The 11,852-nt window shown below is 40.4% G+C and carries 14 protein-coding genes and 3 pseudogenes; 6 read left to right on the top strand and 11 right to left on the bottom strand.

Going from position 1 to position 11,852, the window contains the following annotated elements; all coding sequences use genetic code 11:
* Positions 1-88 precede the first annotated feature (88 nt).
* The 3 genes and pseudogenes from DW963_RS02490 to DW963_RS02480 all read left to right on the top strand — a co-directional run.
* Positions 89-682 carry a type IV toxin-antitoxin system AbiEi family antitoxin domain-containing protein gene (locus tag DW963_RS02490; RefSeq protein WP_003505367.1) on the top strand — a complete coding sequence of 198 codons (594 nt, stop codon included), beginning with the start codon at positions 89-91 and terminating at the stop codon, positions 680-682.
* Positions 683-1,546: a nucleotidyl transferase AbiEii/AbiGii toxin family protein gene (locus DW963_RS02485; protein WP_003505363.1), complete on the top strand. Its 864-nt coding sequence runs from the start codon at positions 683-685 to the stop codon at positions 1,544-1,546.
* A 148-nt stretch (positions 1,547-1,694) separates the two neighbouring features.
* Positions 1,695-1,973: pseudogene (locus DW963_RS02480) on the top strand (response regulator); the annotation flags it as partial.
* A gap of 10 nt (positions 1,974-1,983) precedes the next feature.
* On the opposite strand, the gene DW963_RS02475 reads toward DW963_RS02480, so the two are convergent.
* From DW963_RS02475 to DW963_RS02445, 6 genes are all read right to left on the bottom strand, one after another.
* A complete protein-coding gene (locus DW963_RS02475; protein ID WP_002604471.1) occupies positions 1,984-3,657 on the bottom strand; it encodes a recombinase family protein in 1,674 nt (557 codons plus the stop codon).
* A 77-nt stretch (positions 3,658-3,734) separates the two neighbouring features.
* On the bottom strand, positions 3,735-3,908 hold the full coding sequence (locus DW963_RS02470) for a transposon-encoded TnpW family protein (protein WP_002604472.1): 174 nt from the start codon (positions 3,906-3,908) through the stop codon (positions 3,735-3,737).
* 458 nt (positions 3,909-4,366) lie between these two features.
* Positions 4,367-4,609 carry a helix-turn-helix domain-containing protein gene (locus DW963_RS02460; protein WP_002604473.1) on the bottom strand — a complete coding sequence of 81 codons (243 nt, stop codon included), beginning with the start codon at positions 4,607-4,609 and terminating at the stop codon, positions 4,367-4,369.
* Positions 4,593-5,030, bottom strand: a complete 438-nt coding sequence (locus DW963_RS02455; RefSeq protein ID WP_002604474.1) for a sigma-70 family RNA polymerase sigma factor — start codon at positions 5,028-5,030, stop codon at positions 4,593-4,595. Before DW963_RS02455 ends, DW963_RS02460 begins: the two co-directional genes overlap by 17 nt.
* Positions 5,031-5,503: 473 nt before the next feature.
* Positions 5,504-6,487, bottom strand: coding sequence for a 23S rRNA (adenine(2503)-C(2))-methyltransferase RlmN (gene rlmN, locus DW963_RS02450; protein ID WP_002584956.1), 984 nt, complete (start codon positions 6,485-6,487; stop codon positions 5,504-5,506).
* 16 nt (positions 6,488-6,503) lie between these two features.
* Entirely contained in the window at positions 6,504-6,689 is a 186-nt protein-coding gene (locus tag DW963_RS02445; RefSeq protein WP_003431289.1) for a cysteine-rich KTR domain-containing protein, read from the bottom strand.
* A gap of 398 nt (positions 6,690-7,087) precedes the next feature.
* Here DW963_RS02445 and DW963_RS02440 point away from each other — a divergent pair, with 398 nt between their 5' ends.
* From DW963_RS02440 to DW963_RS02430, 3 genes and pseudogenes are all read left to right on the top strand, one after another.
* Positions 7,088-7,444, top strand: a complete 357-nt coding sequence (locus tag DW963_RS02440) for a helix-turn-helix transcriptional regulator (protein WP_002584957.1) — start codon at positions 7,088-7,090, stop codon at positions 7,442-7,444.
* 200 nt (positions 7,445-7,644) lie between these two features.
* The gene (locus tag DW963_RS02435) at positions 7,645-7,974 is read left to right on the top strand and encodes a plasmid mobilization protein (protein WP_002584958.1); all 330 of its coding nucleotides are present in this window, start codon (positions 7,645-7,647) and stop codon (positions 7,972-7,974) included.
* Positions 7,935-8,150, top strand: a pseudogene (locus DW963_RS02430) (relaxase/mobilization nuclease domain-containing protein); the annotation flags it as partial. The gene DW963_RS02435 and the pseudogene DW963_RS02430, both read left to right, overlap by 40 nt.
* On the opposite strand, the pseudogene DW963_RS14115 reads toward DW963_RS02430, so the two are convergent.
* The 5 genes and pseudogenes from DW963_RS14115 to DW963_RS02405 form a co-directional block, all read right to left on the bottom strand.
* Positions 8,132-8,269, bottom strand: a pseudogene (locus DW963_RS14115) (DUF6061 family protein); the annotation flags it as partial. The pseudogenes DW963_RS02430 and DW963_RS14115 sit on opposite strands and share 19 nt — an antisense overlap.
* A gap of 224 nt (positions 8,270-8,493) precedes the next feature.
* Positions 8,494-8,874: a serine dehydratase beta chain gene (locus DW963_RS02420; protein WP_353652752.1), complete on the bottom strand. Its 381-nt coding sequence runs from the start codon at positions 8,872-8,874 to the stop codon at positions 8,494-8,496.
* A 133-nt stretch (positions 8,875-9,007) separates the two neighbouring features.
* Entirely contained in the window at positions 9,008-10,348 is a 1,341-nt protein-coding gene (locus DW963_RS02415; protein ID WP_117913715.1) for an MATE family efflux transporter, read from the bottom strand.
* Entirely contained in the window at positions 10,348-10,677 is a 330-nt protein-coding gene (locus DW963_RS02410) for a 2-oxoacid:acceptor oxidoreductase family protein (protein WP_286168941.1), read from the bottom strand. Before DW963_RS02410 ends, DW963_RS02415 begins: the two co-directional genes overlap by 1 nt.
* Positions 10,678-10,758: 81 nt before the next feature.
* The gene (locus DW963_RS02405) at positions 10,759-11,475 is read right to left on the bottom strand and encodes an acyl-[acyl-carrier-protein] thioesterase (RefSeq protein WP_117913713.1); all 717 of its coding nucleotides are present in this window, start codon (positions 11,473-11,475) and stop codon (positions 10,759-10,761) included.
* Positions 11,476-11,852 lie beyond the last annotated feature (377 nt).

Below are 11,852 nucleotides of genomic sequence, written 5' to 3'. Positions count from 1 at the left end.
AACAAAAATACCGATATTTTATTGGTACTATATGTCTTTACTTTCGTGCTAATATATATTATCATATTAGCACGAAAGGAGAAAGCATATGACTCAGTTTGAAAAATTAGATTTGTTGTTGCGTGAATGTGGAGGGACAATTCAGACATTTCAAGTTCTAAATAATGGAATTAGTAAGTCTGTGTTTTATGCATATGTGAAGGAACGAGGATTAGAACAAGCTGCTCATGGTGTGTATGTATCGCCGGATACGTGGACAGATGCAATGTACCTTTTGCATTTACGTTGTGGTCAAGCTGTATTTTCTCATGAAACTGCATTGTTTTTTCATGATTTAACGGACAGAGAGCCTTTGAAATACACCATAACAGTAAGAACTGGATATAATCCAAGTCGTTTGCAGGAAGACGGTTTTCAAGTGTACACAGTAAAAAAGGATTTACATGAAATAGGAATCATAGCTATGCAGACATCATTCGGACATTCCGTTCCCGTTTATGACATGGAGAGAACAATTTGTGATCTGCTTCGTAGCAGAAAAAATGTTGAAATGCAGGTCTTTCAAGACGCATTGAAACAATATGCAAAACGTAAGGATAAAAACTTACGGATGCTTATGAAATACGCAGCTATGTTTCATGTTGAAAACATACTTAGACCATATTTGGAGGTGTTACTTTAGATGATAACAACGGCAAGACAATTAAAGGATTTAATTCGTAATATGTCAAAGAAAAAATCCGCAGATGCACAGATTTTGATGCGGAATTATATGATGGAACGTTTTTTAGAACGAATTTCTTTATCAGAGTATAAAAACCAGTTTATATTAAAAGGTGGAATGCTTGTGGCGGCAATGGTTGGTCTGGATGCCAGAGCTACTATGGATCTGGATGCTACCATAAAAGGCACTAATGTTAGTGTGGAGGATGTAGAAATGATTATATCCCAAATTATATCAATTCCACTGGACGATGGTGTTTCATTTCGGGTCAAACGGATATCGGAAATCATGGAAGAAGCAGATTATCCTGGTGTTCGTGTAAGCATGGAAACGAAATTTGATGGTGTAATCACACCATTAAAGATTGATATTTCTACAGGGGATGTAATTACACCAAGAGAAATCAAGTACAAATTTAATCTTATGCTTGAAGACCGCACTATTGAGGTATGGGCATATAATCTGGAAACGGTATTGGCTGAAAAATTGGAAACTGTTGTTAGTCGAAACGTTACAAATACACGAATGAGAGATTTTTATGATATTTATATTTTACAAAAGTTGTATGGAGAACAACTCCAAAAACAAGTTTTATGGACTGCACTTGTGGCTACAGCCAAAAAAAGGGGAACATTAGACCTGATAGAAGCTGAGGATATAAGAGAAATATTTGATGAAATTGAATCAAGTCCGGTTATGGAGACCTTATGGAAAACATATCAAAAAAATTATTCTTATGCTGCTGATATTTCATGGCATGCAATTGTGAAGTCAATCTGTGCATTATATGGAAGTATATTGGAGAATATGTATGACACATAAAAAACTGATATGTAAATTACGTTAGCATTTTGAGTTGCCTAAATTCGAAAGTTAGGAAAATCTTAATAATTTCTCAGGCAATCCATTGTGAATTTAGATGTTGTATTTGCTATACTTAATTGGAAATATGAGCAAAGGAGTTGAAAATATGTCTGAAAAGATATTGATTATAGATGACGAGCAAGATATAGCGGATCTGTTGGAGGTCTACTTGAAAAACGAAAATTACGTCGTTTATAAATTTTACTGCGCAACGGATGCCATGTCGTGTATTGAAAGCGGCGACATTGATCTTGCCATTCTGGATATTATGCTCCCGGATATGAACGGCTTTTCACTTTGCCAGCTTATCCGAAAGAAATACACTTATCCAATCATAATGCTAACGGCTAAAATTGAGGAAACGGATAAAATAACGGGGCTGACATTTGCTGGGGTTAGATAGCGATACTTTTTACATCTACCATGTTGCGGCGGTCATGGTTGACAACTTGCGTCGGCTCCTGCTCGGTATCAACCTGTCCGACAAAGCTATAATGGATTTCGATTTTCCGGGTGTTGGTTTCCCGGTCTAATTCATGTATCAAAATACGGTCGATAAACTCATGGACGTTTTCATAGGTCAATTCCTGTATGTCGCTGTATTTCCCGACAATCTGAATAAACCTTGATATATCCCTTTTTCGCTCGGTAACGGTTGCGATCTGCTGTTGTAACTCGTCTATCCTTGCGGCAAGGGATTTCTTTTCGTCCTCATAGCCGGAAGTTAGAAACACAAACCGTTCATCTGTCAGTCTGCCTAATGCGTTGTCCTCATACAGCTTGCGGAAAAGCGTGTCAAGTTCGGTCATACGCGCCTGTGCTTTGAAAAGTTCCTTTTGCTGCTGCGCTAATGCCTTTCTCGCTTCCATGTCGCCGTACTCGGTAGCTTTACAGATAAAGTCCTGTTCGTGTTCCTTAACATACCGCAAAACCCGCCGCATATCTTCCAGCACTAAATCAAGAAGTACGTTTTTGCGGATATAATGAGAGGTACACTCGCTGCCTGTCCTTGCCCTGTTGCGCCATGCGCCGCAAGAATAGGAAAACTTGCGCGGCTCGATATTTACGCCCTGTTGGTAATACATCTTATGTCTGCAACCAGCGCAAAACAGCAAGCCGGAAAAAATATCAATCTCCGCTGCTTTTGTCGGGCGGTGGCGGGTAGCAATCCGCTTTTGCGCAAGTTCAAAGGTTTCCTCGTCAACAAGCGGCTCATGGGTGTTTGGGAAGAAATAGCGTTGTTCTTCTTCGTTCTTCCGGGTCTTTTTCGACTTGTAGGATACCTTGTGAGTTTTCGCGGTTATGGTATGCCCTAAATATTCCTGCCTTGCTAATATGTCATAGAGCGTTTTGTCCGGCCAAGTATAGGGGGCGATCATTGCCCGCTGATACCGCGCCTGTCCTGTACGCTGATAGCGCAACGCTCCAATCGTCAAGACTTTGTTTTCCGCAAGCCATTTTTGGATTTCGCACATACGCACGCCGCTAACAAACATAGCGAAAACCTGTTTGACAATCGGCGCGGTTTCCGGGTCGGGTATAAGGTGGTGGCGGTTGTTCGGGTCTGGGATATAGCCGTATGGATATTCCCCGTTGACGCGCTCGCCTTTTTGCGCCTGTGCCTGTTTAACTGCGCGGATTTTCTTGCTTGTGTCGCGGGCGTAAAACTCGTTAAACCAGTTCCGCAAGGGGGTAAACTCGTTATCCTCCCGCGCTGTGTCAACTCCGTCGTTGATCGCGATATAGCGTACTCCGTTTTCGGGAAATACAATCTCTATGAGTTCGCCCGTTTTCAGATAGTTTCTGCCAAGACGGGAAAGGTCTTTGGTAATGACCGTCGCCACTCGTCCGGCTTCCACTTCCTGCAACATCGCTTGCAGCCCCTCGCGCTCAAAACTCACGCCGGAAAATCCGTCGTCCACAAAAAACTTTGTGTTCAAAAAATGGTGTTCGTCCGCATAGCGTTGAAGTATCATTTTTTGGTGCTGTATGCTTCCGCTTTCTCCGGCTTGCATATCCTCTTGACTTAAACGGCAGTAAAGGGCGGTGATTTTATTCGACTGTAACATTAGTCCTCCTTTCCGACAGCCGAATAAACAGGTATAATGTGTTGCTATCATTATACCATATCCCGCCGCCTAATGCACTACTCGGACGCTAAAAATCCCGGATTTCCGGGCTTTTTCTGCAAATCCTTTACAATGAGTTTCTCAATCTTTTTATGGATTGTATCGGTTGCCTTTTCACTCGGCAACGCTTGAACAAGATAGGTGATTTTCCCTATTTTGCGTTCGGTTGTAATTGTCTGTTTTTTATCCATTAGAAAAACCTCCTTTTCCTGTATGGATAAACTATATTCGTCAAAAGGCAAAAACGGGCGGTTGTTAGCTGCAACCTCACGGGAGTTTCACCCCGGCCCATGCTTATGGGTGCGCCGCGCAATACTTTGAGGGTGTTCAACGCGGGAGTATCATTGTGCCGCCTTGTATGTCGTCGCCCACAAGCTGCTAAACCTGTTTTACGGCGCGGTAGTTCTCGCTCGGCTTTTCCCCTATGGGGAAAAGCTGTCATGGCGTACCCGCCGACTGGCTCGGTACAGACGGAATGTACCCGTTTGCCTGTTATGCTGCGCACCAAAGGCCGCTTTCTTTGTCAAAGAACAATAGGCTTTGTCGGCCTGCAAAAGCACATCAACAGCGGATATGCTTTTGCGGAACGACAAATAGCCCATAACGGGAAGCGTGGAAAGGGGACACGCTCCCCGCATGGGCTAAAAGATTATCCTACATGAAAAGCAAGGGTGCGGGTAATAAGGCGCACTTGCAGCCTGTTACGCATTTCCTCGTCCACATAGGAATAGGTATTGCCCGCGTCGTCTTTCAGCGTGCGGGTACAAAGTTTCGCTATGTAACCCTCGTAGTGCTTCAAGATCGCGCACATGGCGGTTGTGTCGCCGTTTGCCGCTGCGGAAATGACAGGGAACGGCAACAGATTTTCAGACTTCCTAACGGTATTCATCATCTGCTTTTCCCTCCAAATACTGTTTGATTTTCGCAAGCGCGGATTTCCTGTGCCGGAAAACCGTCGTGCGTACAACATTCAGCAGTTCGCCAATTTCCGCGTCGCTCATATCCAAGAAGTAGGACAAAAGGATAATGTCGCGTTTCCTTTCGGGCAAAGCGTTAAGGGCTTCGGCAAGCAGTTCATTTTTGACGAGTACATCAAAGCCGGACACTTGAAAACGGAAATAATCGCTTTCGTATTCGTCCGTTGTGAAAAGCTGCGCGAGTTCGCTTTCGCTCAAATCCGAAAAAGTAACTTCGCGTGCTGCGCGTTTCGCAAGAGTGCGGCGGTGGCTTTTCGCTTCGCCGACCAAAGTTTTCTTTGCTAATGCGTCGTACTGATGTTGTATTCTTTCCTTGTCGGAAGAAGATAGCTCCATAGAGTTCACCTCCTTCCCGCGTGGAGTAGAGGACGGGAGTTAAGGGCTTGTCCTCTCTGCCCCTTTCGCTCCGTACCCGTTCGGGAGATGGCTCTTGAGTGCGCTTTTCAGAAAAAAGTTGAAAAAAGCAAAATGCGCCCGTCCGCAAGACGCGGACGGGCGCAAAGGAAATGTAAGCAGTAGCTAAATGTATTGACAGTTCACATTCATAGCCGGAATATCCCGCTTGCGGAGCATAGCTTTTTTTGACCGCAAAGCATTAGGCGGGTTACAGTAAATAAAAATGGACACGGCGATACCTCCCCGATACCGCCGTATCCTTAAAAAAGGGCGACTTTAATACACTACCCGCAATCCATTCTATAATAGGGAACAGCGGCTTTTGCGCAATATTAAATAAAAAAGCCGATAACACATAGGTTTTTTGACCTAATGCGTTATCGGCTCTGCGTCTATGCGTCTGGCACTTTTAATCATTTTTTTTTGAATTTATTATATGTGTTAGCTAACTGTCCACAAGCCGCGTTAATCTCTCTGCCATGAGAAACTCTCATAGTAACTTCAAGTCCTGCTTGCTCTAATTGATGTTTGAATGCAACTATTTCCCGTTTCTGTGGTGCTTTAATTCTTGAATTGCTTGTTGGGTTGTATTGTAACACGTTAATCATAACTTTTTTGCCCCGAAACCATTTTGCAAGTTGTCTTACATCTGAGGGCCGGTCATTTATACCCGGTAAAAGCAAATACGCAAAGACAATTTTGCGATTATGCCTTTCAGAATAGGATAAGGCTTGCTTAACAACATCTTCAATAGCATATATGCGCATGTGAGGAATAATACGATTTCTTGCAGATTGTGTTGCTGCGTGTAAAGATATTGTCAACTGAATTTTAAGATGTTCCTCGCGCAATTTTTTTAATTGATCGACCGGACCAACTGTTGATATGGTAATGCCGTCGGTTGGAAAGTTGAGCCCATATCTATCTCGGAGAATATGGATTGCTTTTATCAAGTTGTCATAATTGAATAAAGGCTCTCCCATACCCATAAAAACGATACGGTTTACTTTTCGACGCAACAATATAATCTGTTGTACGATTTCTGACGATGTTAGATTACGAACAAAGCCATTTCGCCCGGACTCACAAAAAATACAACCAACAGGACAACCGACTTGTGTGCTCACGCAAACAGTTCCACCATCTCGCCGCTTGATAAAAACCGTTTCAATGTATTTGTTGTCTTTCAGTTCGTAAACATACTTTTCAGTATCACTGCTTTTGCAAATATTTTTTACCAACATTGATAGATTTTTTTTGCGTGGTAATTGCTTATATAATTCTTCATATAAGGCTTTTGCTTCATTCTCGCCAATAACTTCCGACATTTCTTTGTAAGTAAATCCGTATGGATCATTCCGTACTTCCGCAGGCGTATATTTAGGTAAACGTTTCATTTTTATATCCTTTCTTCTAAATAATAAAAGTTTGTTTTTCTGTATTTTTGATTACAATCTCTAATTTTTCTACATCAATGATATGCGTCAATTTGCATTTAGGGCAGAAAAGAGGAAAATCTTTTAATACAGTATTATGAAATACTTGAACTCTCGTCTTTCCGTTACAAATCGGACATTTTATCCAATATTTTTTAAGCATTATATTTCACTCGTCCTTTTTACACAAAAAAATGCAGGTCAATCCTCAACATGAGCATTGACCTGCATTTATAATGCACAGAGCAGTACAACAAAACTAAGGCATAGCTTGCACTATGTCTATACTATATCTATACGTCGTTAGTTTTTTGTATAGCATCCGCAAAATAAGCATGACAAAAAAGCCCATGTTGAAAATGGGAAAATCCTTTTTTTCAATGCTTATCTAATACGCATGCTATGCAACATAAACGCCACCTCCTTTTACATAAATTTTATTTTATCAGAAAATCAGTCTACTGTCAATACACAACAGGAAGTATTTAACCTAATGATATGAATTGTGTGGACATATCCAAAAAGAAAGGTGAACTGTAAAATGTAACAGGGTGAATGAAAATGGCAAAAAGACCCGTACCATTGTACGACTTTAAGGCTTTCGGGGCAGCTATAAAAGCCGCGAGAAATGAATACGGCGAGAGCCGCAAAAAGGTAAGCGACGAGTTATATATTTCCCCGCGCTACCTTGCGAATATCGAGAACAAGGGACAACAGCCGAGTTTACAGGTATTCTATGACCTTGTAACCCGGTATCATATTTCGGTAGATCAATTTTTCTTCCCGAACAGCAATGCGGAGAAATCCACCGGGCGGCGGCAGCTTGACGCGCTGCTGGACGGTATGAGCGATAAAGGCATACGGATTGTAACCGCAACAGCAAGGGAGATAACGGAAGTCGAAAAAGCAGAGGATTAACCTCACAATATGAGAAATCGGGAGATTGCAGCGCATGGCGGCTGCAATCTTTTTTTGCGTCCAAAATCAAAGGAACGCGCAACAAATACCGCCTTTCGGTGGGGGTATGGAGTAGATAGCAAGCACAGCAAACGAGTACCCGTTTGCGGAAAATGCTTGTTGGATAATCCCAAACCCTTATACCGAAAGGCGGTGCGGAAATGGAAAACCGAAAGAGAAATATACAGATGAAGTTTTACGTTACGGAAGAAGAAAAGCGGCTGATCGACGAGAAGATGAAGCAGCTTCCCATAAAGCAGTATGGGGCATACTTCCGTAAAATGGCGATAGACGGGTATATTCTTGTCGTTGACCGAAGCGACACAAAAGCATATATCCGGGAACTGCAAGCGGTGAGCCGGAACATCAACCAAATTGCAAAACGCGCCAATGCGACGGGGACGGTTTACAGGCAGGATATAGAGGACATTAAAAAGGCGGTGGACGAGATATGGCGGTTACAAAGACGCACCCTATTAAATCAACCTTAAAGGCTGCGATAGACTATATCTTAAATCCCGAAAAGACAGACGGGAAGCTGCTTGCGTCCTCTTTCGGCTGCGGGCTGGAAACCGCCGATATTGAGTTTGCATGGACGCGGGAAGCTGCCGGAGATCGCGGCACACATTTAGGGCGGCACTTGATACAATCCTTTGCGGTGGGAGAACAGTCAATGCGGAGCATATAGCCAACAGAGGTGTAAACATCAATACTGTTGCGCTTGGGATTGTATTCTGCAAATATTGTTCTCATCGTATTAAATCTCCTTATCGTTAAATCAATCATTTGTTGCAAAAATCAGAAGCATTTCAATCAGTTCACAATGTCACTTTTATTTTGTGTTATACTGTTTTATATAATTTTCTTGCCCTTGTTTTTGCCCTTATCAGAGTTCGTAAACACTGGTGGGACGATATAACGCAAGGGAAACAATAAGGGAAAGCTCACCTGCGATAAACTTTGTGTTTTCAAGGGATTGAGAGATATTTGATAATAAAATATAACAGTTATTAAATCCCTTGGAATATATGAAATCTCAATTCAAGTTTTTTCCCAGTTACTGATGTAAGCAGAATCTGTGCTGTATTCGGATGTGCCTCTCTTAATGTTGATTTCCCAAAAACAACTTCTATGCCATGCTCCTTAGCAATCTCAAAACTATTTGGAATTCTCATGTCATCAGGCTTCATTCCAAGCAATCCTGCCACAAGGGCCTTTCTTGTTCCATGCCCCTTTCCAGTTGCCAGAAACGACCCGTATAAAAGTATCTCAGCTTTTGCTATAGGTTCTCCCATAAGTTTGCCAGCTATATATCCGATTCGTACTGCTCCGGCAGTATGTGAACTTGACGGACCAACCATCACAGGACCTATTATGTCAAATATATCCATACAATATCCTTCTTTCTATTTAATTCAAAACATTTTATTTCAGATGTTCATCTAAATGTTCAATATATCTTAAAAAAGCCATCGCTCCCTGCATGGAAGCGATGGCATCTTTGCTATCTTCATCTTTAGAATACTATTCTGGAAGCTTTTTGTAAAGTGTAAAATACATAGTTGTGAAGCTTGCCAGACCCCCTATTGCGTTAGAAATTGGCTCAGCAATAAACACGCCTTCAACGCCAAGCCCCAACATAGGAAGTACAATTGTAAGTGGTACAACAATAATTACTTTTCTGAATATTGAAAAAAATACTGCTCTCTTGGCACATCCTAATGCTGTAAATGTTGATTGTCCCACGAACTGGAACGACATAAAGAAAAAGCCAAAGAAATACAGCTTTAATGCATGTTCTCCTAAACTTATCATAGTCTTATCAGTTGTGAATACCGACAGAATTTCTTTAGGAAATATAATTACAGCCAGCCACACAACAAGCATATATAAAAATCCTATTGCCGCCGTGAATCTTATAGCTTTTCTGACTCTCTCATACTGTTTTGCTCCATAATTGTACCCAAGAACAGGTTGTGCACCACTTCCAAGCGTACTTCCTGGAACAGAAAGAATCTCCCTGACAGAGTTAATTACAGTCATAATTCCAACGTACATGTCTCCACCATACATAAACAGCATTTTATTGCAGACAATCTGCACAAGGCAGTTAGTTCCCTGCATAACAAATCCCGATATACCAAGAGATGTTATCTTCCCAACCATACCAGCCTTCAGAATCAAATTTTCTTTTTTTATATGGTAAAACGTCTTCTTCCCGATAAAAAAGCTTACAACCCATACAAATGAAACTCCCTGACTTATAACAGTAGCTATCGCTGCACCATAGACTCCCATATGTAATCCGTATATGAATATTGGATCAAGAATAAGATTAATAACTGCGCCGAGCATAACAGTCATCATTCCTTTTTGGGGATACCCCTGTGCATTAATAAAGCCGTTAAGCCCCGTTGATAGTACTGAAAACATTGTACCAAGAAGATATATTTTAAGATACTGGTCAGCATATACATATGTTTCTTCACTTGCCCCAAAAATGAAAAGCACAGGTCTTTTAAAAATGTAACATAAAACCATAAGAACAATTGATGTAATTGTCAGCAATGAAACAACCTGACCTAATATGAGCTCAGCTTTCTTTTCCTCTTTAGCACCTCTTGCCATAGAAAAAAGCGGCACACCACCTGTTGAAAACAGATTAGTAAATGCCGCAACAAGTGTCGTAATAGGAAAAACCAGACCGATTCCCGTCAAAGCATTGCTTCCAATAACTGGAAGACGTCCGATATATATACGATCCACCACATTATACAGAATCTGTATAAGTTGTGCGACCATTAGAGGAATCGCCTGATTAATAACATTCTTCCAGACTTTTCCCTGTGAAAAATCATTGCTCATTATAGTCCCTCATCATTCGAATGTTCTGTAATATCTTTAGCATCTACGATGATATCTGGTGCTGTTCTACCTTTTGAAGATGTTTCTGAAGCCTTAGATGAAGCTCCTCCAGCCTTACTCTTGTAACCTGCAACAATCTCTCCAGCTACTTCTCCAAGCTTATTTCCTGCCTTTTTTATACCTTTTTCAGCAGTTTTTGCAACCTTCACAGCCTTCTTATCAATTCCCTTTTCCTTAACAAATGAAGAAGCCTTATCAGCTGCCTTATTAGTTGCATCTACAGCCTTTCCAACCCCATTTAAAACCTTTTCCTTATTAATCAGACTCATAATTAATCTCCTTTCCATGTACCTGACATGTCCTTAATACATTCAGTTTCCATGCAATAAGTTCCTGTTTAATAATTATTGTCAATATTTCAGTGTAATTACTGAATTTATCTTATCCGTATTTAGTGATATTATACATCCATTGTCAATCTGGTAAAAATGTGCCTTAACCTCGTCATTTTTCAGCAATTCTTTACGATATTCGATACTTACAAAGTTAAATTGTGGTCCATAAAAATATTCTTCTGGCATAACGTCATATGCTGCATCCAGATAACTTATATTATGCATGTGTCCAAGATAATCCACATCTCTTCTTAGAATATTATATAGAATTTCATCATAATCTGTATCAGGAAGGTCAACTTTCGTTATTTTCTCAGCAAATACACGTCTTTCTGGTTCAGATTCATATCTATTCATAATTTCTGGAGTAATTCTTACCGGTCTCCTTCTGTTCATATCCATATATATCCAGCGTGAAGTAGCAATAACGATAGTTTTGCCATTTTTGTCCGTAATCTTAAAATCTCTCTCCGCAAAGAGCTTATCAGCTGATGTTGACCATGTATATACAGTTAATTCATCATTATATTCAGGACGTTTAATAATCTGCATTTGCCAGTTAAGAACTACCCACGCACAGCCCGTTTCACTTATTTCATTGAGGCCAAGGCCAACAGTTGCCGAATGTAAACCGGCAATATTCTCAAGAATAGTAAGAATTGCCTTATTAGTTGCCTTATTTTCTCTTCCACAGTCCTCAAGACCAATTCTGTATGTGTAATTAAATACCATAATAACCTCATAAACTCATAAAATATCATTTGTCTGTCAATTATAACGTTAGTTCATAGATAACTCAAGTGATGTAGTAAAGAATTGTGTCACTAAACTCTTTCAGACACAATATCTTGTAAAATGTTTCACATGAAACATCAAAACATATGTTCTTTATTGTTGTAATGATTGTGTTTAATTTAAACCATTTTGTCTATTATTTGAACTGAGTTCATTTTTTATTTATAATTTCCCTGATCTAAAATAATTTTGCTTCATATTTTGCACTCAGTTCACTTTTAAAGTCTTATTCCTTATATTCTTACCTTTTCATCTTATATAAAACCTTTTCATCTTATATAAAACACTCTGTAATAATATATACCAAATATAAA

The sequence above is a fragment of the Eubacterium sp. AM46-8 genome, assembly GCF_003466705.1.
In the GTDB taxonomy this organism is placed as follows: domain Bacteria; phylum Bacillota; class Clostridia; order Lachnospirales; family Lachnospiraceae; genus Lachnospira.
This window is presented reverse-complemented; position numbering and strand designations above follow the sequence as displayed.

What these genes read in the sequence shown, in the direction of transcription:
- DW963_RS02490 (WP_003505367.1), top strand. Translation starts at nt 89, where the DNA reads ATGACTCAGTTTGAAAAATTAGATTTGTTGTTGCGTGAATGTGGAGGG.
- DW963_RS02475 (WP_002604471.1), bottom strand. Translation starts at nt 3,657, where the DNA reads ATGTTACAGTCGAATAAAATCACCGCCCTTTACTGCCGTTTAAGTCAA.
- DW963_RS02435 (WP_002584958.1), top strand. Translation starts at nt 7,645, where the DNA reads ATGGAAAACCGAAAGAGAAATATACAGATGAAGTTTTACGTTACGGAA.
- DW963_RS02470 (WP_002604472.1), bottom strand. Translation starts at nt 3,908, where the DNA reads ATGGATAAAAAACAGACAATTACAACCGAACGCAAAATAGGGAAAATC.
- DW963_RS02420 (WP_353652752.1), bottom strand. Translation starts at nt 8,874, where the DNA reads ATGGATATATTTGACATAATAGGTCCTGTGATGGTTGGTCCGTCAAGT.
- DW963_RS02405 (WP_117913713.1), bottom strand. Translation starts at nt 11,475, where the DNA reads ATGGTATTTAATTACACATACAGAATTGGTCTTGAGGACTGTGGAAGA.
- DW963_RS02410 (WP_286168941.1), bottom strand. Translation starts at nt 10,677, where the DNA reads ATGAGTCTGATTAATAAGGAAAAGGTTTTAAATGGGGTTGGAAAGGCT.
- DW963_RS02455 (WP_002604474.1), bottom strand. Translation starts at nt 5,030, where the DNA reads ATGGAGCTATCTTCTTCCGACAAGGAAAGAATACAACATCAGTACGAC.
- DW963_RS02440 (WP_002584957.1), top strand. Translation starts at nt 7,088, where the DNA reads ATGGCAAAAAGACCCGTACCATTGTACGACTTTAAGGCTTTCGGGGCA.
- DW963_RS02485 (WP_003505363.1), top strand. Translation starts at nt 683, where the DNA reads ATGATAACAACGGCAAGACAATTAAAGGATTTAATTCGTAATATGTCA.
- rlmN (WP_002584956.1), bottom strand. Translation starts at nt 6,487, where the DNA reads ATGAAACGTTTACCTAAATATACGCCTGCGGAAGTACGGAATGATCCA.
- DW963_RS02415 (WP_117913715.1), bottom strand. Translation starts at nt 10,348, where the DNA reads ATGAGCAATGATTTTTCACAGGGAAAAGTCTGGAAGAATGTTATTAAT.
- DW963_RS02460 (WP_002604473.1), bottom strand. Translation starts at nt 4,609, where the DNA reads ATGATGAATACCGTTAGGAAGTCTGAAAATCTGTTGCCGTTCCCTGTC.
- DW963_RS02445 (WP_003431289.1), bottom strand. Translation starts at nt 6,689, where the DNA reads ATGCTTAAAAAATATTGGATAAAATGTCCGATTTGTAACGGAAAGACG.